We start from the raw sequence: 25366 nt of genomic DNA on the forward strand, positions 1-25366 counted from the left end.
TCTGTCCATCAGCGCAGCCCGCTGCTAAAGGCCAGATAGGGAATTTCAGGATCGGGCGCGTGATGGTGGACGATAAATACCTGCTGGCATTGTCGGCCTTTCACCTCGGCATGGCGCTGTTCTGCACCAATCAGCTGCTGCTGCACCAACGCCATCAGCGCATCTATGTGCCGCTGGCGCTGTTCTTCATCACTCAATCCGTTACCGAAATGCTCGGCATCCTTGATCTGGTGGTCACCGATGACGCCTATGATTATCTTGTCGCGCGCTTCAACAGCCTGCATGTGCCCGCCGTGTTTGCCCAGCCGCTGCTGCTCTGGCTCTACGTGCGCGGTCTCACCTCCGAGGATGACGGCCCCCCGGTCACACAAAGGTTCTGGCACGCGGTGCCCATCCTGCTGGCGATCAGCATGGTGGTGTTGTTCTGGACCATCCCGAAATCCCTGTTCGCCCAGAATGATTTGGAGTTCGCGGACCTCAGCCAGTATATTCAGGCGATCCTGATCTACTTCCAGCTGGTCGAAGTGCTGTTTTACTGCCAGGTCGCCATCTACCTGGGGCTGATCATGCGGATGTTGTCGCGATATCGCACGCGCCTGAAGGATCTGTTTGCCACCACCGAGGACCGCGAGCTGACCTGGGTCTGGTGGATCACCACCACGGTCTCCGCCTATCTCCTGCTCAGTGTCGCCGAGATTCTGGCCGACCTCTTTGGTCTTGAGCTGTTCATCCTGTTCAGCGAAGCCTCCGACCTGACCAATGGCTTGTCCAGCCTCGCCATCACCTGGGTGATCGGCGTCTGGGGCGTGCGCCAGCAGCCGGGGCTGATGCCGAAACCGCGCGGCGACACGCAGCCGCCCGCCGAGCGGGAACTGGCCGCCGCAAAATACGAACGCTCCGCGCTCACCGACGATCACGCGGCCCGTATCGCCGCCAAGATCGAACGCGCCATGACCAAGGATATGCTCTACCGCGATCCCAACCTGTCGCTCTGGGATCTGGCCAAACATATCAGCGTCACCTCAAACTACGTCTCGCAGACGCTGAATATGACGCTTCAGTCGAATTTCTTTGATTACGTCAACAAATGGCGCATTCAGGATGCGGTGAAACAGCTGCATGACAGCGATGAGACCATTCTGGTGATCGCCCATGATGTCGGGTTCAATTCGCGTTCGTCCTTTTACAACGCCTTCAAGCGCGAGATGAACACCACCCCCTCTGCGCTGCGTGCCGCCCGCGGCAGCGCCGCCCCATCGACCTGACGCCGACGACGGGGCAGCAGCTGGCCGCTGGCCTGCCGCTGCCGCTCTCAGCCACCCGTCGCCCGCTGACCCCGCCAGCTGCGGCCACGCGCGCCCAGCACCAGCATCGCCGGGGTCACCAGCAGCGTCAGCAGCGTTGCCGCCACCAGCCCGCCCGCGATGGTTGTCGACAGCTCGGTCCACCACTGGCTGGACGGCGCGCCAAACACCATGCTGCCCGCCAGCAGATCCAGCTTCATCCCCAGGACCATCGGCATCAGCCCCAGCACCGTTGTCAGCGCCGTCAGCACCACCGGCCGCAGCCGCAGCGCCCCTGCGCGCAGCGCCGCCTCATGAGGCGACTGCCCGGCCTGCCGCTGCGCATTATAGGTGTCGATCAGCACGATATTGGTGTTGACCACGATGCCCGCCAGCGCGATCACCCCAATGCCGCCCATCACCACGCCAAACGGCCGCCCCGCCAGCAGCAGCCCAAGGAGCACCCCCGCGATGGAAAAGACAATCGCCGACATCACCACCGCCGCCTGATAGAAACTGTTGAACTGCGCGATCAGGATCACCGCCATCAGCACAACCGCCGTCACAAAGGCAAGGATCAGGAACCGCATCGCCGCATCCTGCTCCTCTGCCTCGCCCCGGAACTGCCAGCTTACGCCGTCTGGCAGATCGGCCCGGTCCAGCGCCTGACGCAGCCGCGCGATCTGCGCATCGGCCAGCAGCCCCGGCGCCACATTGGCCGAGAGCGTCAGCACCCGCGACTGGTCCCGCCGCTCGATCGCGCCGGAGCGCGGCACCGGTGCAAAGCGGGTGAAATTGGCAATCGGCACCAGCCCCGCGCTGGTCGGAACCTGAAGCTGCCGCAAACGGTCAAAGCTGCGGTCCGCCGCCGGAAAACGCACCCGCACATCCACCGACTCCGCCACGTCATCGGGCCGGAATGTGGTCACGGTCACGCCATGGGTCAGCAATTGCACCGCCTGCCCCACAAGGTTGAGATCCGCGCCATAGCGCGCGGCCTCGGCGCGGTCGATCTCGATGCGCCATTCCACCCCCGGCAGGGCGCGGCTGTCGGCAACATCGGTGAACCCGCCAATCCCGCCCATGATCTCGCGGATCCGGGCCACCGCCGCCTCGGCCGCCGAGGGGTCGCGGGCAGTGACATGCAGATCCAGCGGCTTGGCCCCGCTTGGCCCGTCATCCTCGGTTTCCACCCGCACCTCGACCCCCGGCAGAGCCGCCACCTCGGCACGGATCCCGGCGCCAATCTCCGCTGCGGGCGGGCGCTGGTCCCAGGGATCCAGCTCCAGCTGAATGGTGCCGATAAGGTCCAGATCATCGCCCCCGCCCAGCGAGGCCACCGCATAGACGCTGGCAATCCCATCGCGGCGCAGCAGCTGATCCTCCACCACCCGCACCAGCGCATCGCGTTCATGGATCGAAAAATTGTCCCGTGCACGCAGCTGAACCTGCATGAATTCAGGCTCTATCTTAGGGAAAAAGCTCAGCCCCGCGCCGAATGTCCCATATAGGCCAAAGGTCGCGATCAACAGCGCAAGGCTCAGCAGAACGGTGGTGCCCGGAAACAGCAGTGCGCGCGCCAGCATCCGCGCATATAGCCCCGCCGTCCCACGGCCAAGGCGCGGATCACCATATTCCGCCGCATGCAACGCCCGTTTCGCCGCCGCCGTCTGCGGCGACCGCCGCGCGATCACGCCCCCCAGAACCGGGATGAACACCAGCGCCATCAGCAGCGATGCCGCCAGAGTCACGATGACGGTGATCGGCAGGAATTTCATGAACTCACCGGTGGTGCCGGTCCAGAACAGCAGCGGCACAAACACGCTCAGCGTGGTCGCGGTCGAGGAGATCAGCGGCCCCGCCATCCGCCCCGCCGCCGCGCGATAGGCCTGCGCCGGGGTCGCGCCCTCCTGCAAATGGCGATCCGCCAGTTCAGTGGTGACAATGGCGCCGTCCACCAGCATTCCGACCACCAGGATCAGCGAGAACAGCACAACGATGTTCATCGTGATCCCCATCGCCCAGAGCAGCGCCACACCAGCCAGGAACGCCCCCGGTATCGACAGGCCAACCAGCAGCGCCGCGCGCAGCCCCAGCGCATAGATCACCACCAGCATCACCAGCACGATGGCCGCCACCACATTGGCCTCCAGATCGCCCAGCATGGTCTCCACCTCGCGGCTCTCATCCAGCAGATAGTCGATCTTGACGCTCTGCGGCCACTCCTGCCGCGCCGCTGCGATCACCGCCTTTGCCGCCGCCACCGTCTCGATGATATTGGCGCCGCTGCGTTTGGTGATATCCAGCGTCAGCGCCGGCTGGCCGTTGATCCGGGCAAAGCTGCGCGGATCCTCGAACCGCCGCCGCACCACCGCGATATCGCCAAGGGTCACCACCGCACCGCCCTGCACCTTCACCGGCATCTGCATCAGATCCTGCGCCCCATCGACCAGCCCCGGCACCTTCAGCACAAACCGCCCGGCCGCCCCGTCGATGGTTCCGGCGGCAATCATCGCATTGTTGCGGTTGATCTGTCCCACCAGCGCCTCGAAGGACAGCCCATAGGTGGCAAAGGCAACCGGGTCGATCAGCACCTCCAGCAGATCCGAACGACCGCCGCCGATATCGACCTCCAATATGCCTGAAACCGCCTCCAGCCGTGCCTTCAGCTCGCGCGCCATCCGGTTCAGGCTGCGCTCCGGCACCGGCCCGGACAGCACCGTGGTCAGCACCGGAAACAACGCCGTGTTGATCTCGATCACAACCGGTTCGGTGGCGGCCTCCGGCAGGTCCGGGCGGGCCTGATCCACCGCCACCCGCACCCGGTCCAGCGCCTCTGCCACATCAGCACCTGCCTCGAATTCCAGCGTCACGCTGGCATAGCCCTCATAGGCGTGACCCTTCATCTCCTTCAGATCCGCCAGCCCGCTCAGCGCGGTTTCCAGCGGCTTGACCAGCAGCCGCTCACTGTCACCCGGCGATATCCCCGACAGGCTGGTGCTGACATAGACAAAGGGGATCGGAATGTCGGGATTGCTCTCCTTGGGAATGCTGACATAGGCATAGGCCCCGGCGCAGAGCAGCGCCGCAAAGATCAGGATCACCGCGCGGCTGCGGGAAAAGATCACCGCCAATATGCCGTTCACGACGGATCCGCCGCGCCGTTGCCATCGCCACCGGGCCGCACCCGTTCGCCTGCGCTGACAAAACCCTGTCCGACGGTGATCAGCCGCAGCTGATCCGGCAGGCCGCTGACCCAGACACCGGCGCCGTCGCGCGCTGACTGGACGATCTCCACCGGGGTAAAGACCACACGGTCGGTGTCATCGACAGATTTGACGCCCAGCCCCCCCGCCATATCCAGCGAGAGCAGCGCCGGTGACAGAAAATGCGCCTGGACCTGATCCAGCGGCACCTCGATCCGGGCGCTGACCCCGGCCGGGATCGCAGCGCTGCGCTCCGCCGGATTGGCCAGCGTCAGCTCGGCGGTGAAGCTGCGGGTCTCTGCCGCCGCACTCTGCCCCAGAAAACTCAGCCGCCCCTCGGCGCTGCGCCCGTCCAGAAACCGGACCTGCGCGATGGCCCCTTCGGTCAGGGAGCCGCGCTGGTGCTGGGGCACCTGAAACACCACCCGCAGCGGATCCAGCGCCACCACCCGCGCCACCTCGGCCCCCTCCTGCACATAGGCACCGGGGGTGAGGTCAAAGGCTTCGAGATGCCCGGCAAAGGGCGCGGTCAGCTGCGTTTCCGCCAGAGATTGCCGGGCCGCGGCAAGATCCGCCTTGGCCACGGCCAGCGCCTCGCGCGCCTCGCTCAGCCGCTGATCGGTGGTCGATCCCCGCTGATGCAGCGCCGCCGCGCGCGTGTACTCGTGTTCGGCCCGCAATTGCGAGGCCTCCGCCCGCGCCAGCGCCGCCTGCCGGGGACCAGCCTGCAAGGTGGCGAGGATCTGCCCCTGCGCAACCCGTGCGCCCTTCGCCACCGCAACGGTGGCCACATGGCCCGACATCTCCGCCCGCAGGGTGGCGTCCCGGTCAGCCCTGCTATGCCCCTCGGCGTGCAGCAGCCGTGTCACCGGCACCGCCTGTGACAGCTGCACAGCGACAGAAACAGGCTCTGTTACGGAGGAATTCCCACCATCGGGCGGCGGCAGCGGGGCGGCGGGCCAGAACAGCCCGACCAGCATCCAGACCACCAGCCCCAGATAGATCGCCGCCGCCAGCAGTGGCGGCCATGTCGCCCTGGCATCGCTGACAAACACCAGCTCAACCGGCGCCGCTGGAGCGGCCCCGGTAACGGCAGAGAGCGGCGGCACGGCGGCTGCGGGGCCGGTTGGCGGCGCGGTCTCCCGCCGCGCCTCCCCTGCCCTGCCCCGCGGTTTCGAGTGAAGCGGAAACGCCATGGATCAGAAGCTGTAGATCAGGCCAAGCCCGACCGAATAGCTGTCCATGGTATTGGTCAGCGGGCTGTCGTGAACCTTCTTGTCGATCAGCTGATAATTCACCGTCCCCAGCACCGACAACGTGTCGCTGATCGGGTAGACCATGGTCATATCCACAAACGGCTCGGTAGTGGAGCCAACATCATAAGCGGCCCGCTGCGCGTTCGCCTCGCTGGCGGACACGCCGTAAAGGAAGTTGTTCAGCTTGCCGTCGCGCATCCGCGCCCCGGCGCCAATATCGACACCCAGCTGGCCCATCTGGAACTCGGTCCCGAATTTGGCCTCCGCGTGATAGCCGTCATGCTCATTGGAGACATCCACCATCGCGCTGCCCGCCACATAGAACCCGTCAAAACGATAGGTCATGTCAAATCCCGCCTCGATCGGTGTGCTGCGCTTCAGCCCGGCAAACAGCGGCTTGTTCTCCGGGTAATCCGGCTTTTCGCCCGCACCCACGCGCACCGAAACCTGCAGGTCCTCGCTGTTCAGAATATGATAGGCGACCCCGTCCCAGCCCAGATGCAGCCGGTCGCTGTCATAGGACACAAACGGCAGGGCGGCGGCTTCGGTGCTTTCGCCCTTGTAAAGGTCGGAGGAGGCAAACGCCCCCAGCCCGAGGGTAAACTGGCCGTTGGAAAACAGCCCCTCGGCGGCGGCGCCAGATGCGCCCGCCAGACTACACGCGGTCACAAGAGCGGCGCTGCGATAAAAATTCATGGTCTTATCCTTTTTCAGATCGTGTTTTAGGTCTTGGGTATGGGTTTCGGGACGCCCCGGCGCGCCCTGGTCAGGCGCGGGCGATGCTGGCCAGCTGCGGATCAGCGCAGCCGGTGGGTGATATCGGCATGGACCACGCAAGGCTCGGCTGAACCGATCTGCCGGACCATGCGCGGTGGAAAGCTGATCGTGGCCACCGCCTTCTGATCAATCAGCCCCTCCGAAATCACCCGTGTCTGCAACTCGGTCACGGTGGTGACCTTGCCGAACAGGGTGCGCTCGACCTCGGTCATCACCCCTTCCCAGCGGTTGGGGCTGGTGCGGGTCCAGTTGATATCTACCTCCCAGGCCGCATTGAGCTGGTTCAGATCCAGTGGTTTGGAAAAATGCAGGGGCTTGGAATAAAGCACCTCATCCTTTGCATCGGACTCGATCTCGCGCCGCAGCGTCGCCGAACAGCCGCTGACCGACCGGAACTGCATCAGCGCCAGCCAATGCCCGTCGCGCGGCTGGATATCAACGCTGCCGGTTCCGGCGCTGGTCGCAGGGGTGGCCCCGATGGCAAACCCCAGTGCGATGCAGAACACCACCGGCAGCAGCGGCACGGCGCGCCGATACCGCCGCAGCGCAGAGGTCAGATAACGGGACTGAAACGAAGGTCTGAGCATGGCGGGGTCTCTCTCTGGTCAGATATTCCGGTTGCGCAACAGCAGGGCTGTAGAGGGCAGGCCATCCGCCGCCTCGCCCTGACCCTAGCCAGAGCCGCGCAGCCCCGTCGTCCAACCGGGCCGGAAAGGACGCCAGACTGCCCGTCCCGGCAGGACAGGACGCCGGACAGCACGGTTTTGCCCCCGACCAGCGGGGGGTCCGGCGCGATGCCGCAGAATCAGGCTTGACGCGAAACCATAAGGTATCATATTAAAAGGATACCAAACGGTATCATATAGGGAGCAGATACCGCCATGTCACAGCAGACGCCGGACCAGCAGAACCACCAGCACCCGGAGCAACTGGCCTTTCGCGCCCTGGCGGATCCGACACGCCGCCAGATCCTCCGGCTGCTGGCGCAGGACAGCCTCACCATCGCCGAGGTTGCGGAGAATTTTCAGATGACCCGCGCCGCGGTGAAGAAACATCTCACCATTCTGGACGAGGGCAATCTGATCTCGGTCCAGACCGAGGGCCGCGCCCGGCTCAATCACCTCAACCCGGATGGGCTGCGGCAGGTGTTCGACTGGTTCGGCTTCTTTGATGCCTTCTGGGACGACCGCCTTGCGACGCTCAAATCCGAAATCGAAAAGGACATCCAATGACCGATACGATCCTGCGCAAATCCATCTATCTGCGGGCCACCCCGGCCCAGGTCTGGGCCTATCTGACAGAGCCGGAGAAACTGGCGATCTGGTTCCACAAACCCCAGACCCCGCTGGTCGAAGGCCCCTATGAGATGTTCGGCACCGAAAGCGGCAAGCGGCTGATGTGGGGCGAGGTGCTGCTGGCGGAGCCCTTCACCCGCCTTGACTACAGCTTTACCATCGCGCCGATGGGCGATGGCACCAGCACCGTCTCCTGGACGCTAGAGGAGGTGCCCGGCGGCACCAATCTGTCGCTGACCCACACCGGCCTGCCACAGGGGGTCGAGGCCTTTGACCTGTTGCTGGCGCTGGACAAGGGATGGGACGAACATTTGGGCCGGATGCGGGCCTCCGCCCACGACAGCTGAGCATCGCAGCGGGCCGGACCTGCCGTTCGCACAGGTCAAAGGCTCAGTCGATAACGGTCACGCCGGGCAGGCTGCGGATCAGATCGATATCCGCGAAATAGCGCTCTGTCATCTCATCGACGAACCCCTGCGACCAGCCCGGCAGGTCAATTTCCTCTTCCACCGCATCTTCTGCGTGGAAATAGGACAGGAACAGCTCGCGCACCTGATTGCGCTGCTGTTCCGACAGCTTCGGACGCTCGGCCAGATAGGCCTCCAGCCTCCGGGTGCCTTCCTCCGTCATCGCCTGACGCAGAATATCCGTCTCACCGGTGAACCGGTAGCCCGCGCCCAACCCGGTGACATGTCCCAGCACCTGCGGCCAGACCACCGGCGTTTCCTCATTGCACCAGACGGTGATCGCGCAATCGGGATTTGCGGTCAGGATATCGCCGACCACCTCGGACCAGCGCAGCTCCATCAGGTCGGTATCCCCGGCAAACCCGTACCAATCCTTCTGCGACTGCGCGGCAAACCCGGCAGGCACCAGCGTCGCCGGATTGCGCAGACCCAGGAAAAACTCGCAGCGATGATCGGCAAACACCGCCCGCAGCGCGGCGGTATTGGCACCGGCATTGCGATAAAGCCGCCCGTCATTCAGCATCCAGGCTGGCACGCCCAGAATCGCCGACATCGACAGCACCACCCGCGCTGGATCCGCGTCGCGCAGAACCCCCTCGAGAAAGTCTTCACACGCCTCGTCGCTGACCCCCTCCTTTGCGGCGCGGCCCTTCAGATCGGTCAGGTCTTTCAGATAGGTTCCCGGTCGGCGCACCAGCACGCCATCCTGCAACAGCCGCGCCGAATCCCGGCGCAGCGACCAGATCAGCTGATCCTCATCGGTAAACGGCGCCCCGATATGCAGCGCAACCGTCAGATCTCCTGCCCCGCCTCCAGATGTGGAGCCGGTCACGCCAGAGATGGTCTGCGGTTCTGTCATCGTCAAACTCCGCCTTGGTGTCGTCGCGCGCCGGGGGTCGCCGGATCACAACCCGCGGCCCATAACAGGCCGCCCCAGCCCCGATGTCACAATAAGGTTGCCCTTAAGACCATAATTAACGGGGTGTTTGTCTTTGTTTTGTCCCAATTTTGTCCTTAATGCAGCCGCCGCACGCAGGCCGGGCCGATCAGGTGTCAGCCCGTGTGTAGCCAGCCCGCGGAAGAAGAGTCAATGCAACCGCAGGGATTGGTCTGTAATGCCTTTGTTAGAGCCTGAATTTATGAACCCCAAGCGCGCAGCTGGCCCGGAACAGGTCTAGCCGACAAGCTGCTTCGGCGCGGCGTCACCCTTCGCGAGGGGGCGAGGAAAACTCACCTCAAAGACCGCACCACGAGGCTGGGCCGCCGAAACCTGCACGGTTCCGCCCCAGCTCTCCACGGTTTTCTTGATAAACGCCAGCCCCAGCCCGCTGCCTTCGGTCGAGGAGGACAGCCGGTGGAACGGGGCAAAGATCCGCTCGCGGTGTTCCTCCGGGATGCCCGGACCATCGTCGCGCACCGAGATCGTCACCGCATCGGGACCGGTTTTCGCGCTCAGCACCACATGGCCGCGTTCCCGGTCGTGATGCTGAAAGGCGTTGGCGATCAGGTTGCGCATCACCATGTCAAAGGCGATCGGATTGACCTGTAGTTCCGGCATCCCCGCTTCGATGATCACCTCGAAACCGGCGCGCGGTCCGGCCAGTTCCAGCACCTCATGCAGGCGCTGCGATGGCTCGATCACCTCCGCCTGATGGCTCTCGCTATGGGTGGTGGAATAGACCAGCAGATCCTGCACCAGCTGCATCATCCGCTGCGACAGGCGTTCCATTTCAACCCAGTTGGAGCGGACGCCGTCGGGCAGATCTATCCCGGCTTCCTGCATGTCCTCGGCCACGAAATCAATCAGGTTGAGCAGGCTGAACAAAGGCGCCTTCAGATCATGTGCCGCAATGGCGGAGAAGGTGCGCAGATCCTCATTGACCACCTCCAGCGACCGGGCCTGCGCGGCAATCAGATCCTGCTGTTCCTGCAAGCGGGTCACATCCACCCGCAGGGAGGCAAAATGCCGGGGCCCCAGCTTGACATCACGGGCCTGAAACACCCGGCCATCCGTCGTGCGCACTGTCCGTGGCTCGGATCTTCCGCGCTGCAGATCCTCAACAACCTGATCAACAAGGGATACAATCTGCGCATCGGTGTAGGGGTTTTCGATGGTGCCATCCATATAGGATTTCACGATCATCTGCTGCATCGTCGCGCCCTTTTTCAGGGCCGCCACCATGCCGGGAAAGATCAGTTCAAACCCATGGTTCCAATGCACCGCCCGCAGGTTGTGATCATAGATCACGATGGCCGCAGCCACCTCATCCAGTGCCTCAACCAGCAGTTGGTCGCCAGCGCGATCCCTCAGCAACTGATTGGATTTGTTGCGATAATAATGGAACCAATAGCCCAGCGTCAGGATGACCGCCACCAGAACGGCACCGATCAGCAGGCCCCAGCGCACCAGAATATTGTCCCAGATCGTGCGTGACTGGCCAAACCATTTCTTGTCCAGATCGCGCAGCAAGTTGGCGTCAACACTTGCGGCGATGGCGGCGTCCAGCTCATCGCGCAGCGCCTCCTGCCCCGGCGCCACCAGGAACCCATAGGGGCTGCTGACCAGCGGCGGTGACAGCACCCGGACATGGTCGTCAACCTCAGCCATACGCAGCCGCCGCAGGAAACTGTTGTGGCCTGACACCACCACATCAATCTCACCGGTCAGAAACGGCAGGATCTGGGTGTCCATCGAGGCAAATTCGACCATCTCGGTGAAGGGGATCTGGCGGGCACCGTCAACGGCGAAACTGCCGCTGACCACGCCGATATCCATTCCAGCGAGATCATCCAGCTCGTAGAGCTGATCGCTCTTGCGGACAAAGGCCCGCATCTCAAACGATCCAAGCGTGCGCGTGGCCAGCCCGGCGCTCAAACGCTCCGGCGTCAGCGCCAGAAGCGATGTCACATCCGCCCGGCCCAGACGCAGCTCATCCAGCATACCGGCCGGGTTTGTGTTGGGCTGAAACACGACCTCCCGCCCCGCCGCGCTGGCGATATGGCGCATCAGGTCGATCGACACGCCCTTTGGATATCCGTCAATATCGGTAAAGGAATAGGGCGGGTATTCCTCATAGGTCATCCGGATCGGTTCGGCCTGCCCCATGCTGGCCAAAGTCGGAACACCGACGAGAGCAAAGAACAGCAATACCGCCAAGCGCCGTATCGTGAATGAAAATAGTACCTGCAAGTGCCGTCCCGCTGTGCATACCCCTCAAGCCACCCATCTGGCCAAAAATGTCTGAACCTATCGTTAAAACGGGACGGTACCTACAGTTTTACCCATTAATCCCCGTAAAAAGCACCCCAGCCGCCGAGGTCGACAGCTGGGGCGAACAGAACAGACGGGTGAGCGGCCATTCCGGGCAGCCCTCAGTCCAGGGTATCCTCGATCAATGCCAGCAAAGCCTCCACCTGCGCGGGGTCAAGGCTGCGGCCCTTGAGGTCGATTCGCACCGCCGTCGGCGCCACCTCAGCCGACAGGTCCCCCCCCGATTGCAGCCGCCGCGCGGCCAGCCGGGTGACCTGCCGGGGGCGTCCGCCACGCGGCTTGGCCTCCGCCACCGGGTCCATATCCGACAGCGCGGTTTCCAGAAGCCGCCATTCCGCCCGCTCATCCGCCGGATCCGCCCCGGCCAGCGCGGCACGCAAGGCGCCCTGCCCGCCCGACCGCAGCGCCGCCGCCAGTTTCAGCCCGGCCTTCTCCGACAGCGCATTGGGATAGCGCAGCAGATCGCCCAGCCCCTCATGCACGGCGGCAAAGCTGCGCACCTTGGAGCGTTTCGCCTTTGACGCCGCCGCAAACAGCGCCTCAACCGCCGCCTCGACCGAGGCAAACACCCCCTGCCCCGCCACCAGCACCGCAATGCGCCCTCGTTCATAGGGCGTCAGATTGGCGCGCAGCTCGTTTTCCTCGATCATCGCCACATAGGCGCCCGCACTGTCCGCGCCCCGCCGCAGAAACGCGGGGATCTCGGCAAACCCGTCTTCGCTCCGGTTCAGCCGCGCATAGGCTTCCAGACGGCGAAAGCCCGACACCAGACCGTAGCCATCGTCCAGCGCGATCACCTCAACCGGGCTGCGCAGACCATGGGCGCGGATAGAACTGATCAGCTCGTCCAGCTCCTCCTCGTCGATCTGCATCCGGTCGCGGCGCAGATAGTCGCGGTCAATCTCGGTCAGCGGAATGCGCAGCACGGTTTCCCCGGCAGTCTCAGCCGCGCGCCAGCGTTCGGCGTCTGCCTTGTCGCGGGCCATCTCGACCCGGTCCGCCACCGCCGCCATCCCGCGCAGCTGTGCCGCCTCGGCCGAGACCTTGGCAATCGGCGGCGCGCTGGCCGGGACGCCACCGGGCGCCGGATCAAAGGGGTTGATGCCGGGTTTCGCGGCGAAACCCTCCTCGATGGCTTCGATTTCGGACGCGTCGGGGGCGCTCAGCCGTCTGCGTTTTGCCATGTTACTCCGCCTCTTCCATCTGGGTGTCACGCCACCAGCTGCCGATGAGCAGCTCCTTGAACTCCGCATAGGTCCGATCAAAGGTTTCGCGACCGCGTACATAGGTATCGCGGTTGAAGTCGCGATAGTCTGCTTCGTAGATCCCATTCACCTGTTCTCCCGCCTGCCCAACAAGGGCGGTGACATCCTGACGGTAGGCGTTCATGAAATCTCCAAAATAGGCCTGGATCACATTCGCCATGTCCGTCTGCTGACTGGCGTCAAAGCGCGTGATCAGCGCCCTCACTACATCCCATTCAAATTTAATTTCCGGCAAACCCGCCGCGCGCTGTGCCATATTCTCGCCCTCCTCGATGGAGGCGAAGGTGGAATAAAGCATGTCGAAAAACCGACCCGTCGAATCGAACTCCAGAAACGATGCCCCCAGCGGCACCAGCAGGATATCCGCCGCCGCCAGCGCGTTGATGGTCAGATAGCCAAGCGCCGGGGGGGTGTCGAGGAAGACGATATCGTAATCGTCCAGAATGCCCTCCTGCTCGAGGAAGTTGCTCAGCGCATCCCACAGCGGCCAGCTGCGCAGCCCCATGCGCCAGACCGGAATCTGGAATTCCGCCCAATACAGGTTCAGCTGCGCGCCGATCAGATCAATATTCGACCAATGGGTTTTCTGGATGACGTTTCGCGACGAAACCCGCAGCGCCTCGTTCAATGTCTCATCCAGCGGCAGTTCCGGCTCTCCGGCGGCGGCGCGCACGGCGTTTTCCGCAACCACGGATTTGGCGTAATCCTTGGCGATCAGCGGAAAGACGGTGGACCATTCGTCCTCAACCTTGCCGCCAAGGATTGAGGTCATCGACCCCTGGCTGTCCAGATCAATGACCAGCACCTTGTAGCCATCCAGCGCAGCGGACATTGCCAGATGCGCCGCCGTCGAGGTCTTGCCAACGCCGCCTTTGAAATTGGCAACCGCCGTCACCTTGGCCGGCACGCCCTTGGGCCGGTAGGGCAGATATTCCTTGGTCGAGATCCCTTCGGAGGCAAAATGCCGCCGCAGCGCCAGCACCTCCTCCAGAGTGAACCATTTGGAGCCGCCTTCTCCCTCGCCCTGCGGCAGGTCGGGGTGGTTCTTCAATACCCGGCGCAGATGCTGTGGCGCGACCGGGATCAGATAGCGGGTGATCTCCCAGGTGGAGAATTTGCGCAGTCGTTTTTCGCCGTCGGGCGCATAGCCGCGCCGGGCCAGATCCTCGCGCCCTTTGGTGCACATGGCGGCGGCCTTGGCGAACCGTGTGGTCTGGATCGGATCCGGCAGTTTGGCGGCGGCCTGTTTGGGATCCAGATTGAAATACGGGGGCAGGGGAGGCGATGTCATGTTGCGGCTCGATCTCGGTGCATGTGGATGCGTGTTATCGCGCGTGTTTTCTATTTGCGCTTATATGCCAGAGAATAGGGAACATCTTGCAGGCTGCCTAGGTCATATGGACCCGCAAGGGCAATTTTTGCAGGTGCTTCAATCCACCTCCGCCCGGTTTCGCCGCGAAACGTTCGGCTTTTCCTTGGAAAACTCAAAAATAGCTGACAGCTAAACGTTTATATTTTTTAGAGTCTTTAGAGTCTTTGGTTCCGGTTTAACATTCAATTACAGTCAGTTACCCCAGTTTGGGGACCCGCATCCGGTACAAGAAGCACCTGAACACGGGATGAAAGGGACCCGTATGCGGGATAACAGGCGCCTGAAAGCGGGGCAAAAGGCGCCGATTCTCAGGATGGCGCTGCACGCCGGCAGTCCGGTGTCAGAGGTGCTACCAGCCCGATGCTAGACCGAATGACAGCCATAAAACAGAGCCTGTTGCGCCATTTTTGACACTGATTGGCGGAAATTCCTGTTGCGCCCCCAGCGCGCGCTCTGGGCCTCTGCGGCGCAACGGCGGGTCGGATCATGCGATCATGGGGCATCGCCGCGATTCGCAACAGGGCGTCATTTGCCACGATTGATCCCGTGAACGGGTCCCTTTCGGCGTGGCGGTGGCCGCTGCCCGGAACCGGTGCCAAAGACAAATGTCGGCCGACCCAATAACAAAGGAACCCATGTGCGGTTGTCGCATAGGTTCCTTTTGTGGCAGGGTATGGCGCAATTGAGGCCCATGATGACAGGCAGTGATTCCATGGCAGAGCCCGGCTTTGACACAGAGCGGCTGACCGGCGCGTTGACCCGCGAAACGGTCAAGAAGAATGTCGCCGCGATCCATATCAGCGGCAAGCTGACGCTGTTGCAGCGCAAGCTGTCGAATGTGCTGCTGCTCAATGCCTATGACACGCTGACCTCGGCGCGCAGCCATACCATCGACGCGCGCACCTTGGCGATGATGGTGGGGTATAATTCCAACGATATCGACAGTCTGCGCGCCAGCCTGCGGGCGCTGGCCGAAACCGTTGCCGAATGGGACATGCTGGACGAACAGGGTCATCAGGAATGGGGCGTCTCGTCACTGCTCAGCTTTGCCAAGCTGAAGAATGGGATCTGCGAATATGCCTATTCGCCGGAGCTGGCCAAGAAACTGCACGACCCCAAGATTTTTGCTCTGATCAACGTCAAGATTCAGCGCAATTTCAGCTCCGGTCACGGGCTGGCGCTTTATGAAAACTGCTATCGTTTTGTGCGCACCGGATCGACTGGCTGGTGGGGGCTCGATATCTTTCGCAAGCTGATGGGGGTGGATGGCTCCGCCTATTACGAGAGTTTCAAACATCTCAACGCCAAGATCATCAAACCGGCGGTGGCCGAGGTCAATAAATCCTCCGATATCATCATCGAGCCGCAGACCCGCAAGAAAGGCCGCGCGGTCAGCGAAATCCGTTTCCTGATCCGTGAAAATCCGCAGATGGCGATGTTCCAGATCGACGACAGCGACGGGCTGCGCCAGCAACCGGTCTATAGGGCGCTGCGCGGGCAGGGCGTGTCAGACCGTCTGGCGCGGCAGTGGATCACCGAACACGGGCCGGATTACGTTCAGCAGAAACTGGATTACGTGGCCGGGCAGGGGGCGGTGAAATCGCGGCTTGGCTATCTGCGGGCGGCGATTGACGGCGATTACAGCGCGACACCAGAGGCGGGAACCCCGCCGCCGATCACAGCCGAGGAGGAGGCCCGCATCCGCGAGGCCCGTCTGGCACGCGAGGCGGAGGCCGCCGCAGAGGCCGCCGCCTTTGACGCCCGCGCCGCAGCCCGCCGGGACCGGGCGCGGCATCTGGAAACTGTCGAGGCGCTGGTTTCGCGGCGAAACCCGACCCAGCGTGACGCAGACAAACGGCTGTTCCTGTCGCGGCTGGAGAGCGATCTGGACCGCGAGCATTTCCGTCAGCACGGCTGGCGCTCGGCGCTCAATGCTGCGGCCATCATCGCCTTCTGGCGTGAGCTGGAGCCGGAGGCCTTCGACAGCTAGCGCGGTCCCGGCAGGGGGCGCGAGGGAACCAACAGCGGTCTGCCGCGTTGGTCCGGCATGGTCTATTTTCTATTCAACCCCTTTGCGCTGAGCCTGCTGCGGACGCTGCTGGCGGTCCTGCTGTCGGGTCTTGCCGCCCTGATCCTGCTGTCGATGCTGACCCAACCGGCGCGCGCGGGCGGAGCGCAGGCGCTGGATCCTGCACCGGTCGGATCTGTCGCGCCGTTTGCTCGACCCGCCGCACCGGGGTCGTGACCGCCCGCTGTCATTCTTCACCTGCCATGCCGCAGGCACCATCGTCAGGAACCCTCGCCATGTCCGCAGACCGTACCACCGATCATTCCGCCCGTGATTTCGCCTGGGCCGTGCCGATCATGCGGGCGGGCTACGCCGGGCGCGGGCTGGTCTACCTGCTGGTTGCGGGTCTGTCGCTCTGGTCGATCCTGAATGGCGGAGAGGCGGAGGGCACCGCCGAGACGATGCAGCGGTTTCGCAGCGGCTGGGGCATCGCGGTGCTGCTGGTGATCGCGCTGGCGATGTTGGCCTATGCCATCTGGAGGGCCGTCGACGGGATCTGGGATCTTGAAGATTATGGCAGCGACCTCAAAGGAGTGGTGGCAAGGGCCGGGATGATCATCACCGGTCTGGTGCATCTGGGGCTGGCCGCGCTTGCTATCATTGTTGCGGTTGGGGTCAGCCGGGGCGGTGGCGACACTGGCGTCGTACAGCAGCTGTTTGCCTCTCCGATGGGTCAGCTGGCGGCGGGGATCATCGGGGTGATCACCATCGCCGTCGGCTTGTACTATCTGCACAAGGCCTGGACGCAGGGCTACCTTGACCATCTACAGGGCAACCCGGTCACCCGCCATCTGAACATGGCGCTGCGCATCGGGCTGGCCGGGCAGGGGGTTGCAGTGGGCATCATCGGCCTGCTGATCGTACAGGCCGCCACCTATTCCTCCCGCAGCGAGGCGGGTGGTCTGGGGTCGGCCTTTGACTGGCTGCAATCCAAAGCCTATGGCCAGGCGCTGGTGATTGCCCTCTGCCTTGGTCTTCTGGGGTTTGGCCTGTTCTGCTTTGTCAACGCGCGCTACCGGATCGTGCCCCGGGCCGATGCCTCCGGCACGCCGTCGCTGCGGCAATTGCTGAACGGCTAAGGCCGTTCCCTGACCAAGCGATCGGGCGACCGCGCCACACCGGCGCGTGCCTCTCGGCGCAGGGGCGGAGCCGGCAGGTCAGGCCAGCACGCGGATATAGCCCGCCAGCCCGGTTTTCTGATGTTCGATCACATGGCAGTGAAACGCCCAGTCGCCGGGATTGTCGGCCACCAGTGCCACCTCGATGATTTCATCCTTCAGCAGCAGCGCGGTATCGGTCCAGTTGGACGGCAGGCTGCGCCGGTTCGACCGCAGCGGGCGGAACACCAGACCGTGTAGGTGGATCGGATGGGCGTTGGGGCTTTCATTGCGCAGCCGCAGGATCACGCTTTCGCCGCGGTTGAGCACCAGCAGCGGGGCGGCGCCGGGGGTGTCGGGAGCGGCAGCGTCACCGGGCCAGGGTTTGCGGTTGATCGACCAGAAGCTATAGCCCAGCGAGCCGCAATAACCGTTCTCCTGCGCGCCGCCTTCGGGCGTCCAGCCAAAAACCAGATCCTCGGTGCGCGCTTTGGTCAGATCCGGCTCAGGCACGTCATTGGCGGGCAGCGGCGGCAGCTCGGCCAGATCGCGGCCAAGGCTGGGACCGGTGGCGCGGATCCGGGCCAGACGGCGGGGTCCGCCGGGAAAGTCGGTCATCACATCGACATAGGCGCCTTCGATCCGGGGCATCTGCACCGCGATATCCAGACGTTGGCCGGGTGACAGCAGGGCAGGGGCCGTATCCGTGGGCCAGTCGATGGCCTCGCGCAGCGGGTGACCATCGGCGGCAATCACCTGACCGGAGGCACCCAGCACAAAGGGTTTGTAGATCCGCGTGGTATCGGTGGCCGCAAGCCGCAGCCGCGCCAGCCCGCCGGTGGGGGCCTCATAGACCGGGTCGCTGTCCCAATTGGCGGTTATGATGGTGCCAAAGGTGCCCGCCCGCGCCGCCCCGCGCGCAGTCCACAGCTTCAGCCATTCGCCATTGGGGCGCAGTCGGAAATCGCGCAGGTTCAGGGCAATATCGGCGTCAAATCCGGGGTCTTCGGCCTCGTCCACCACCAGCACGCCGGTCAGCCCCATGGCCATCTGGTTCATCGTCATGCAATGCGGGTGATACCAATAGGTGCCGGCATCCATCGGGGTGAAGTGGTAGTCGAAACTCTCCCCCTCGCCGATGGGAAATTGCGTCAGATAGGGCACCCCGTCCATGGCATTGTCCAGCCGGATGCCGTGCCAGTGCATTGCCGTGTAATCGGGCAGGGTATTGGTGACCCGCGCGGCAAAGGGCCGACCCTGTTTGAGGCGGATGACCGGCGGCGGCCCGTCAGGGCGGGTCGAGATCAGGTCATCAGTGGGCTGATCGGCGATGGTATAGCGGGCGCGCTGGATGTGGATCGGCAGAGGCACCGCCGTGGGTTGGGCGCTGGCCCGCGCCCTGGCGGGGGTGGTGAGCTGTGCGCCCGCCAGCCCCAGTGGCGCCAGCATTCCGGCGGCCCCTGTCAATTGCAGCGCGCGGCGGCGGCTCAGGCGGGGCGAAGGTCTGTCTGCGGTCATGGTTCTACCGGTTGCGGGAGAGGCTGCGGGCAGGCTAGCGGGTTTGGCTGGCGGGTGTAAGATCCGGCGACAGGGCTGCGGCGGAATTACCCGCCCTCTATGTGCCGGTCAGCGAGCCGCGGGCCTGCCGCAGGACGGTGCCGATCTTGCGGAACAGATCGGCGCGCACGCTGGTTGGCCGCCAGCCGAGGGTCACCCGGCGCGGGCAGGCATCGGCAAGCGGCGTCATCACCACATCCTGTCCCGCTGCAACCCCGGCATCGACCGCGAGATCGGGCAGCAGGGTGATCCCCAGCCCCTCGCTCACCATGGAGATCAGGGTGGAGAGCGAGGTGGCGGCAAAACTGTCGTCGCGCTGGATATCGCGATCGGGAAAGGCGCTGAGCGCGTGATGATGCAGACAATGGCCCTGTTCGAGCAACAGCAGCTGTCGCCCGTCCAGATCGGCCCCGCGAAGGGTGGTGTCGGCCCCGGCGCTGAGGTCAGAGGCGGGCGGCGGCGCGGCAAGGTGATAGCCGTCGTCGAACAGATGCAGGGTTTCCAGCCCGGAGGCGGCATAGGGTTCGGCATAGATCACCAGATCCAGCCGCCCGCTGTGGACGCCTTCCAGCAGCTGGCCGGTCAGTTCCTCGCGCAGGTAGAGTTGCAGATCGGGAAAGCTGGATTTCAGCGCAGGCATGGCGCGGGGGATCAGGAAGGGGCCGATGGTGGGGATTGCGCCCATTCGCAGGGTGCCGCCTTCGGGTCTGGCCTGCGCGGCGGCGAGCTCCTCGATCTCGCGGCTGTCCTGCAACAGCTTGCGGGCGCGTTCGGCAATCTGGGCGCCGACCGGGGTGAGGATGACCGAGCGTTTGGTACGCTCTGCCAGGGTGACCCCGAGCCGCTCTTCCAGCTCCCGCAGGCCGACGCTGAGCGTCGGCTGGCTGACAAAGCATCTGGCGGCGGCGCGGGAAAAGTTCAGCTCATCCGCAACCGCCACAAGGAAGCGCAGCTGTCGCAGGGTGAGGCTGGTGTTATAGGGTGCGTCTATCATCTTGCGTTTTTTAATCCGGTTTTACGAAGGCAGGCAAGCTGTGCCGATCAGGTTCTCGCCCCGACTCAGGTGGCATGTGCTAGGGTGGGCGACAGCAGGGGACGGGAAATTTTGATAGCTATTTCCTATATAAGAAATCCTGATTTATCATTTCTTATAATCACGATCCACTGCTAGCCTTTGCCCGGAGAGGCCCGGTCCCGGCGTATTGTCAGGGAGGAATGCCGGTGCGTCATGACCCAAGACCCAGGAGAGACAACATGCAGCAAGGTGACGGAAACACAGGCGGAAAATGCCCGGTTCTGCACGGAAGCAACACCAACACCAGCGCCGGTGTGGCAGATTGGTGGCCCAATGCGCTGAACCTCGACATCCTGCACCAGCACGACCGCAAGACCGACCCGATGCCCGAGGGGTTCGACTACCGCGAGGCGGTGAAATCCCTGGATGTTGAGGCGCTGAAGGCGGATCTGACGGCGCTGATGACCGACAGCCAGAGCTGGTGGCCCGCCGATTGGGGCACCTATGCGGGTCTGATGGTGCGGATGGCCTGGCATTCGGCGGGCACCTACCGCGCGGCGGATGGCCGGGGTGGGGCGACCACCGGCAACCAGCGCTTTGCACCGCTGAACTCCTGGCCGGACAACGTCAATCTGGACAAGGCGCGCCGTCTGCTGTGGCCGATCAAACAGAAATACGGCAACAGCCTGTCGTGGGCCGATCTGATCGCATTGGCGGGCAATATTGCTTATGAGTCCGTTGGCTTGCCGACCTACGGTTTCTCCTTTGGCCGCGAGGATATCTGGTCGCCGGAGAAAGACGTCTACTGGGGCGCGGAAAAGGAATGGCTGGCCGCAGGGCGCTATGAGGATGGCGCGGATCGTGACTCGCTTGCCAATCCGCTGGCGGCCGTACAGATGGGCCTGATCTATGTGAACCCCGAAGGTGTCGGCGGCGAACCGGATCCGCTGCGCACGGCGCAGGATGTGCGGATCACCTTTGAACGTATGGCGATGAACGACGAGGAAACCGTGGCGCTGACCGCAGGGGGCCACACCATCGGCAAGGCGCATGGCAATGGCCGCGCCGATGCCATTGGCAATGATCCCGAAGGCGGCAGCCTGATCGAACAGGGTCTGGGCTGGAGCAACAGCAACGGCACCGGCCATGGGCGCGACACCATGTCCAGCGGCATCGAAGGCGCCTGGACCACCAATCCGACCAAATGGGACAACGGCTATTTCTACCTGCTGTTCACCTACGACTGGGAGCTGAAGAAAAGCCCGGCAGGCGCCTGGCAGTGGGAGCCGGTCAACATCAAGGAAGAGGACAAGCCGGTGGATGTGGAGGATCCCTCGATCCGTCACAACCCGATCATGACCGATGCGGATATGGCGATGATCAAGGACCCGGAATACCGCAAGATCTCCGAACGGTTCTACAAGGATCCGGCCTATTTCGCGGATGTCTTTGCCCGCGCCTGGTTCAAGCTGCTGCACCGCGATATGGGGCCGCGCAACCGGTATATCGGCCCGGAGGCGCCGCAGGAGGATCTGATCTGGCAGGACAATGTGCCCGCTGGCAGCACCGGCTATGATGTGGCCGCGACCAGGCAGCTGCTGCGCGATTGCGGCCTGTCGCAGGCCGATATGATCGCCACCGCCTGGGACAGCGCGCGGACCTTCCGTGGATCTGACCTGCGCGGCGGGGCCAATGGCGCCCGGATCCGTCTGGCGCCGCAGAAGGACTGGGTCGGCAATGAGCCGGAGCGTCTGGGTCGCGTGCTGGAAACCTATGAAGGGATTGCCGAAAAGAGCGGCGCGAGCCTTGCCGATGTGATCGTTCTGGGGGGAGCTGTGGCGATTGAGGCCGCCGCCGAGGCTGCCGGTTTCGCCACCGAGGTGCCCTTTGCCCCCGGTCGTGGCGATGCCAGCGCTGAGCAGACCGATGTTGCCTCTTTTGCGGTGCTGGAGCCGGTTCACGATGCTTTCCGCAACTGGTTGCAGGGCGATTTCTCCGCCTCGGCGGTGGAGATGATGCTGGATCGGGCCCATCTGATGGGGCTGACCGCCAAGGAAATGACGGTTCTGATCGGCGGCCTGCGGGTGCTGGGTGTCAACCATGGCGGCCGCAAGCATGGGGTCTTTACCGACCGCGAAGGCGTGCTGAGCACCGATTTCTTCGTCAACCTGCTGGACATGGGCAATGTCTGGCGCGCGGCGGGCGATGAGGTCTACGAGGTCGCGGATCGCCAGAGCGGCGACGTGAAATGGACCGCCACCAATGTGGATCTGGTGTTCGGCTCCAATTCCATCCTGCGCGCCTATGCCGAGGTCTATGCCCAGGATGACAACCGCGAGAAATTCGTCAGGGATTTCGTCGCAGCCTGGACCAAGGTGATGAACGCCGACCGGTTCGATCTGCACTGACCCCATCCGATTTCACGGATGATGACCTAAACGACCCCGTCCGGCAGCTGATGCCGGGCGGGTTTTTCATGGCTCAGGTCGGGGTGGAGCCGGCAGCGCCGCTTTCGGTTGCCAGCAGCGGTGCAAGCACCGGGGCAGGGGCCTCGATCAGATCGCTGAGACGGTATTTCATCAGCACCTCGGCAAAGGCCTGCGCTGCCTCGCAGAGCACCCCTTTGAGGCGGCAGTTGCCGACCAGCAGGCAGCTGCTGCAATCGACGATCTCCATCGGTTCGCCCATCGCCTGCACCACATCGCCGAGGCGAATCTCTGCCGGATCCATGTTCATCTGCACCCCGCCCGACCGGCCCCGGATGCTGCGGATATAGCCGTGGCGGACCAGCTCGCTGATGATCTTCATCACGGAACTGACCGGCAGCTGGTGCATGCGGCTCAATGTCTCAATCTCGAACATCTGCTTTGGCCGGCTGCCCAGCAAAATAAGGAGCCTCAGCGCGTAGTCGGTTTTCAGATTCAGCTTCATTGCGGGCTCCGGGTGGCGGCATCTGCGGTGTTTAATATTCATTTCGGTTGAATGTTTGTATAGCGGAAATATACATTCAGCTGAAATGAATGTTTTACCACGGCCACCCGGATATCCCGGTTCCGGCCAAAGCAGAGAAGGACCAGACCCATGGCACAGCCCCTGTCAGAGCAGACCAAGGCGATTGTGACCGCAACCGTTCCCGCGCTGGAGGCCCATGGTGGCGCCATCGTTGCGCTGATGTATGAGCGCCTGTTGGCGGATGCGGAAATCCGCGCCCTGTTCAACCAGTCACATCAGCAGAACGGGTCCAGCCAGCACGCGGCGCTGGCCAATGCGATCCTGGGCTACGCCCGCAATATCGACAATCTGGGCGCGCTGAGCGGCGTGGTGGAGCGGATCGTCAACAAACATGTCAGCCTGCAGATCAAGCCCGCGCATTACGCCCATGTGGCGACCGCGCTGCTGGGGGCGATCGAGGCGGTGCTGGGCGATGCGGCAACGCCGGAGGTGCTGGACGCCTGGGGGGCCGCCTATTGGTTCCTTGCCGATCTGCTGATCGCGGCGGAAAGCAGGATGTATGAGGAGATTGCCGCAGCGGAGGGCGGCTGGGAGGGCTGGCGCGATTTTGCCATCACCGGGATCCTGCGCGAGAGCGCTTCGGTCAAATCCTTTGTCCTGCGGCCGGTGGATGGCGGTGCGGTGCTGCGGCACAAGCCGGGGCAATATCTGTCCTTTGATTTCGATAGCCCCGAGACCGGCAAGGCGCGGCGAAACTATTCGATCTCCTGCGCGCCGAACGGGGAATACTACCGGATTTCGGTCAAGCAGGAGCCGGGTGGCGTGATCAGCGGCTGGCTGCATGAGGTCGCGGCGGAGGGCACCATCCTGCGCGTGGCGGCCCCGGCGGGGGATTTCTATCTGAAGGATCAGGCGGAGGCGGAGGTGGTGCTGCTGTCGGCCGGTGTCGGGCTGACGCCGATGGTTGCCATGCTGGAGAGCCTGGCCGCGAATGATCGCAGCGCCACCTATCTGCACGCGGCGGTCGATGGCGACAATCTGGCGATGGAGGGGCTGAGCAAATCACTGGCGAAACGCAGTGTGATCTTCCTCGAAACGCCGAGCGAGGCTGACCGCGCCGCCGCGCGTTATGATGTGGAAGGGCGGATCACCCCGGACTGGCTGGCGGCGAATACCAATACCGCCGTTTCGGACTATTACATCTGTGGGCCAAAGGGATTCATGGCGATGGCCATTGCGGGTCTGCGGGCGGCGAATGTCGATATGGAGCGGATCCATTATGAGTTCTTTGGTCCGGCGGAAGATCTGGGTGTCGCCTGACACCTGACGCCCGACATCTGAGGGCTTGACCGGATCCGTGCCGGGATATGGCCGCGACGTTGAGCTGTCGCGGCCATATTGCGTGATGCCTGTCGCGTGATGCCCCTGTTAATGGGCGAGGAAGATCGGCAGCTCTGTCTGCTGGAGCATCGTGCGCGTGGTGCCGCCGAACATCGCCTGACGCATACGGGAGTGGCCGTAGGCCCCCATCACCACCAGATCGACGCCGATTTCGCGCGCCCGCGACTGGATGCTGGTGCCGATTTCCTGCCCGTTGCTGGCAAATTGCGACAGGGTGACGGCGCAGCCATGGTGGCTGAGCCAGGCGGCGATATCGGTGCCGGGATCCTCGCCATCGCGGCCATGGGACAGATCGGAGTCGATGCAGCCGATGATCACCTCGCTGGCCTTGCGCAGATAGGGCAGGGCGGCATGGGCGGCGCGCGCCGCTGACAGGCTGCTGTCCCAAGCGAGGAAAATGCGGTCGCGGTGGGCAAAGGGGCTGCCGTTCAGCATCAGCGGCACCGGGGACTGGAACAGGATGCCATAGGTGGCTTCGCGGAACACGGGGTCCGGGTCGGTCAGATCGTCGGCGATCTGGGCAATGTCGCAGGTCAGCGCCCGCCGCGCGGCGACCAGACCGATATCATTGCCCGACCAGACCGCGAACTGCACGTCGCCGGGGCAGTTGCTGCGGGCCAGCAGCGTCTCGATGTCGTCGACACGTTTCTTGGCGGCGGCCTTGTTCTGCCGCAGGCGTTCCAACGGACCGTCCGAGGCAACCAGAGCGGCGTAACCGGAGTGGCCAAAGGCGAAACTGGGCGGACCGGGCAGCGCCTCCAGCAACAGGCAGGCGAGATGCGCCTCCTGTTCGGCTGCGGCCTCGGCGGCGGCGGTGATGGTCTCGTCGCGGGTGTCTTTGCTGAGGATGAAGAGGGATGTTCTGCGTTGCATGGCGTGCCTCCTGACGGGATGCGGCGGGCGGATCTGCCCGCGGCTGACGTCATTAGATCATCTGTGACAGCGGCCGCCATGATCCTGATCAAGCCTCGGCCGGTTGTCGCGACCGGGAGCAATGAGGCACTGCACGGGCGCGCGACCTGCCGGGGCTGACAGGCGATTTTGCAGCTGCGGCATCACGTCCTCTTGCCACAGTATACGATGG

General features: G+C 63.8%; 20 protein-coding genes. 8 read left to right on the plus strand and 12 right to left on the minus strand.

Going from position 1 to position 25366, the window contains the following annotated elements; translation table 11 throughout:
* Window positions 1–62 precede the first annotated feature (62 nt).
* Window positions 63–1265 carry a helix-turn-helix domain-containing protein gene (locus VWZ81_RS01240; RefSeq protein ID WP_416541865.1) on the plus strand — a complete coding sequence of 401 codons (1203 nt, stop codon included), beginning with the start codon at window positions 63–65 and terminating at the stop codon, window positions 1263–1265.
* 47 nt (window positions 1266–1312) lie between these two features.
* On the opposite strand, the gene VWZ81_RS01245 is transcribed toward VWZ81_RS01240, so the two are convergent.
* The 4 genes from VWZ81_RS01245 to VWZ81_RS01260 form a co-directional block, all read right to left on the minus strand.
* Window positions 1313–4429 (minus strand): efflux RND transporter permease subunit, encoded by a 3117-nt coding sequence (locus tag VWZ81_RS01245; RefSeq protein WP_416541843.1) that lies wholly within the window; start codon window positions 4427–4429, stop codon window positions 1313–1315.
* Window positions 4426–5685, minus strand: a complete 1260-nt coding sequence (locus VWZ81_RS01250) for an efflux RND transporter periplasmic adaptor subunit (protein WP_416541844.1) — start codon at window positions 5683–5685, stop codon at window positions 4426–4428. Before VWZ81_RS01250 ends, VWZ81_RS01245 begins: the two co-directional genes overlap by 4 nt.
* A gap of 3 nt (window positions 5686–5688) precedes the next feature.
* On the minus strand, window positions 5689–6441 hold the full coding sequence (locus VWZ81_RS01255; RefSeq protein WP_416541845.1) for a MipA/OmpV family protein: 753 nt from the start codon (window positions 6439–6441) through the stop codon (window positions 5689–5691).
* A gap of 101 nt (window positions 6442–6542) precedes the next feature.
* Window positions 6543–7109: a hypothetical protein gene (locus tag VWZ81_RS01260; RefSeq protein WP_416541846.1), complete on the minus strand. Its 567-nt coding sequence runs from the start codon at window positions 7107–7109 to the stop codon at window positions 6543–6545.
* A gap of 294 nt (window positions 7110–7403) precedes the next feature.
* Here VWZ81_RS01260 and VWZ81_RS01265 point away from each other — a divergent pair, with 294 nt between their 5' ends.
* Window positions 7404–7754: an ArsR/SmtB family transcription factor gene (locus tag VWZ81_RS01265; RefSeq protein WP_416535309.1), complete on the plus strand. Its 351-nt coding sequence runs from the start codon at window positions 7404–7406 to the stop codon at window positions 7752–7754.
* The gene (locus VWZ81_RS01270) at window positions 7751–8164 is read left to right on the plus strand and encodes an SRPBCC family protein (RefSeq protein WP_340547772.1); all 414 of its coding nucleotides are present in this window, start codon (window positions 7751–7753) and stop codon (window positions 8162–8164) included. Before VWZ81_RS01265 ends, VWZ81_RS01270 begins: the two co-directional genes overlap by 4 nt.
* Window positions 8165–8207: 43 nt before the next feature.
* Here VWZ81_RS01270 and VWZ81_RS01275 read toward each other — a convergent pair whose 3' ends face one another.
* The 4 genes from VWZ81_RS01275 to VWZ81_RS01290 form a co-directional block, all read right to left on the minus strand.
* Entirely contained in the window at window positions 8208–9143 is a 936-nt protein-coding gene (locus tag VWZ81_RS01275) for a hypothetical protein (RefSeq protein WP_416535310.1), read from the minus strand.
* Window positions 9144–9458: 315 nt separating this feature from the next.
* On the minus strand, window positions 9459–11441 hold the full coding sequence (locus VWZ81_RS01280; RefSeq protein WP_416541847.1) for an ATP-binding protein: 1983 nt from the start codon (window positions 11439–11441) through the stop codon (window positions 9459–9461).
* 215 nt (window positions 11442–11656) lie between these two features.
* A complete protein-coding gene (locus VWZ81_RS01285) occupies window positions 11657–12739 on the minus strand; it encodes a ParB/RepB/Spo0J family partition protein (protein ID WP_416541848.1) in 1083 nt (360 codons plus the stop codon).
* Window position 12740: 1 nt separating this feature from the next.
* On the minus strand, window positions 12741–14111 hold the full coding sequence (locus VWZ81_RS01290) for an AAA family ATPase (RefSeq protein ID WP_340547776.1): 1371 nt from the start codon (window positions 14109–14111) through the stop codon (window positions 12741–12743).
* Between the two features lie 793 nt (window positions 14112–14904).
* On the opposite strand from VWZ81_RS01290, the gene VWZ81_RS01295 reads away from it, so the two are divergent.
* From VWZ81_RS01295 to VWZ81_RS01305, 3 genes are read left to right on the plus strand one after another with little or no spacing between them, the layout of a single operon-like run.
* A complete protein-coding gene (locus tag VWZ81_RS01295) occupies window positions 14905–16182 on the plus strand; it encodes a replication initiation protein (RefSeq protein WP_340547812.1) in 1278 nt (425 codons plus the stop codon).
* A 57-nt stretch (window positions 16183–16239) separates the two neighbouring features.
* A complete protein-coding gene (locus tag VWZ81_RS01300) occupies window positions 16240–16437 on the plus strand; it encodes a hypothetical protein (protein ID WP_416535313.1) in 198 nt (65 codons plus the stop codon).
* Between the two features lie 59 nt (window positions 16438–16496).
* Window positions 16497–17339 (plus strand): DUF1206 domain-containing protein, encoded by an 843-nt coding sequence (locus VWZ81_RS01305; RefSeq protein WP_416541849.1) that lies wholly within the window; start codon window positions 16497–16499, stop codon window positions 17337–17339.
* Window positions 17340–17417: 78 nt separating this feature from the next.
* Here the strand turns inward: VWZ81_RS01305 and VWZ81_RS01310 are convergent, their stop codons facing one another.
* Together VWZ81_RS01310 and VWZ81_RS01315 are read right to left on the minus strand one after the other, a co-directional pair.
* Window positions 17418–18875 carry a multicopper oxidase family protein gene (locus VWZ81_RS01310; RefSeq protein ID WP_416541850.1) on the minus strand — a complete coding sequence of 486 codons (1458 nt, stop codon included), beginning with the start codon at window positions 18873–18875 and terminating at the stop codon, window positions 17418–17420.
* 97 nt (window positions 18876–18972) lie between these two features.
* Window positions 18973–19908: a hydrogen peroxide-inducible genes activator gene (locus VWZ81_RS01315; protein WP_416539693.1), complete on the minus strand. Its 936-nt coding sequence runs from the start codon at window positions 19906–19908 to the stop codon at window positions 18973–18975.
* Between the two features lie 260 nt (window positions 19909–20168).
* Here VWZ81_RS01315 and katG point away from each other — a divergent pair, with 260 nt between their 5' ends.
* Entirely contained in the window at window positions 20169–22337 is a 2169-nt protein-coding gene (gene katG / locus VWZ81_RS01320; protein ID WP_416541851.1) for a catalase/peroxidase HPI, read from the plus strand.
* A 73-nt stretch (window positions 22338–22410) separates the two neighbouring features.
* Here katG and VWZ81_RS01325 read toward each other — a convergent pair whose 3' ends face one another.
* Window positions 22411–22860, minus strand: a complete 450-nt coding sequence (locus VWZ81_RS01325; protein ID WP_416541852.1) for an RrF2 family transcriptional regulator — start codon at window positions 22858–22860, stop codon at window positions 22411–22413.
* 150 nt (window positions 22861–23010) lie between these two features.
* On the opposite strand from VWZ81_RS01325, the gene hmpA reads away from it, so the two are divergent.
* The gene (gene hmpA, locus VWZ81_RS01330; protein WP_416541853.1) at window positions 23011–24201 is read left to right on the plus strand and encodes an NO-inducible flavohemoprotein; all 1191 of its coding nucleotides are present in this window, start codon (window positions 23011–23013) and stop codon (window positions 24199–24201) included.
* Window positions 24202–24309: 108 nt separating this feature from the next.
* Here the strand turns inward: hmpA and VWZ81_RS01335 are convergent, their stop codons facing one another.
* Window positions 24310–25155: a universal stress protein gene (locus VWZ81_RS01335; RefSeq protein WP_416541854.1), complete on the minus strand. Its 846-nt coding sequence runs from the start codon at window positions 25153–25155 to the stop codon at window positions 24310–24312.
* Window positions 25156–25366 lie beyond the last annotated feature (211 nt).

Origin of the sequence: Phaeobacter sp. JH20_34 (assembly GCF_048056095.1) — a bacterium.
GTDB classification, from domain to species: Bacteria; Pseudomonadota; Alphaproteobacteria; order Rhodobacterales; family Rhodobacteraceae; genus Phaeobacter; species Phaeobacter bryozoorum.

Excerpts from the sequence above, each read along its gene's own strand:
- VWZ81_RS01240 (WP_416541865.1), top strand. The coding sequence starts at position 63 with ATGGTGGACGATAAATACCTGCTGGCATTGTCGGCCTTTCACCTCGGC.
- VWZ81_RS01250 (WP_416541844.1), bottom strand. The coding sequence starts at position 5,685 with ATGGCGTTTCCGCTTCACTCGAAACCGCGGGGCAGGGCAGGGGAGGCG.
- VWZ81_RS01255 (WP_416541845.1), bottom strand. The coding sequence starts at position 6,441 with ATGAATTTTTATCGCAGCGCCGCTCTTGTGACCGCGTGTAGTCTGGCG.
- VWZ81_RS01260 (WP_416541846.1), bottom strand. The coding sequence starts at position 7,109 with ATGCTCAGACCTTCGTTTCAGTCCCGTTATCTGACCTCTGCGCTGCGG.
- VWZ81_RS01265 (WP_416535309.1), top strand. The coding sequence starts at position 7,404 with ATGTCACAGCAGACGCCGGACCAGCAGAACCACCAGCACCCGGAGCAA.
- VWZ81_RS01270 (WP_340547772.1), top strand. The coding sequence starts at position 7,751 with ATGACCGATACGATCCTGCGCAAATCCATCTATCTGCGGGCCACCCCG.
- VWZ81_RS01275 (WP_416535310.1), bottom strand. The coding sequence starts at position 9,143 with ATGACAGAACCGCAGACCATCTCTGGCGTGACCGGCTCCACATCTGGA.
- VWZ81_RS01285 (WP_416541848.1), bottom strand. The coding sequence starts at position 12,739 with ATGGCAAAACGCAGACGGCTGAGCGCCCCCGACGCGTCCGAAATCGAA.
- VWZ81_RS01290 (WP_340547776.1), bottom strand. The coding sequence starts at position 14,111 with ATGACATCGCCTCCCCTGCCCCCGTATTTCAATCTGGATCCCAAACAG.
- VWZ81_RS01295 (WP_340547812.1), top strand. The coding sequence starts at position 14,905 with ATGGCAGAGCCCGGCTTTGACACAGAGCGGCTGACCGGCGCGTTGACC.
- VWZ81_RS01300 (WP_416535313.1), top strand. The coding sequence starts at position 16,240 with ATGGTCTATTTTCTATTCAACCCCTTTGCGCTGAGCCTGCTGCGGACG.
- VWZ81_RS01305 (WP_416541849.1), top strand. The coding sequence starts at position 16,497 with ATGTCCGCAGACCGTACCACCGATCATTCCGCCCGTGATTTCGCCTGG.
- VWZ81_RS01310 (WP_416541850.1), bottom strand. The coding sequence starts at position 18,875 with ATGACCGCAGACAGACCTTCGCCCCGCCTGAGCCGCCGCCGCGCGCTG.
- VWZ81_RS01315 (WP_416539693.1), bottom strand. The coding sequence starts at position 19,908 with ATGATAGACGCACCCTATAACACCAGCCTCACCCTGCGACAGCTGCGC.
- katG (WP_416541851.1), top strand. The coding sequence starts at position 20,169 with ATGCAGCAAGGTGACGGAAACACAGGCGGAAAATGCCCGGTTCTGCAC.
- VWZ81_RS01325 (WP_416541852.1), bottom strand. The coding sequence starts at position 22,860 with ATGAAGCTGAATCTGAAAACCGACTACGCGCTGAGGCTCCTTATTTTG.
- hmpA (WP_416541853.1), top strand. The coding sequence starts at position 23,011 with ATGGCACAGCCCCTGTCAGAGCAGACCAAGGCGATTGTGACCGCAACC.
- VWZ81_RS01335 (WP_416541854.1), bottom strand. The coding sequence starts at position 25,155 with ATGCAACGCAGAACATCCCTCTTCATCCTCAGCAAAGACACCCGCGAC.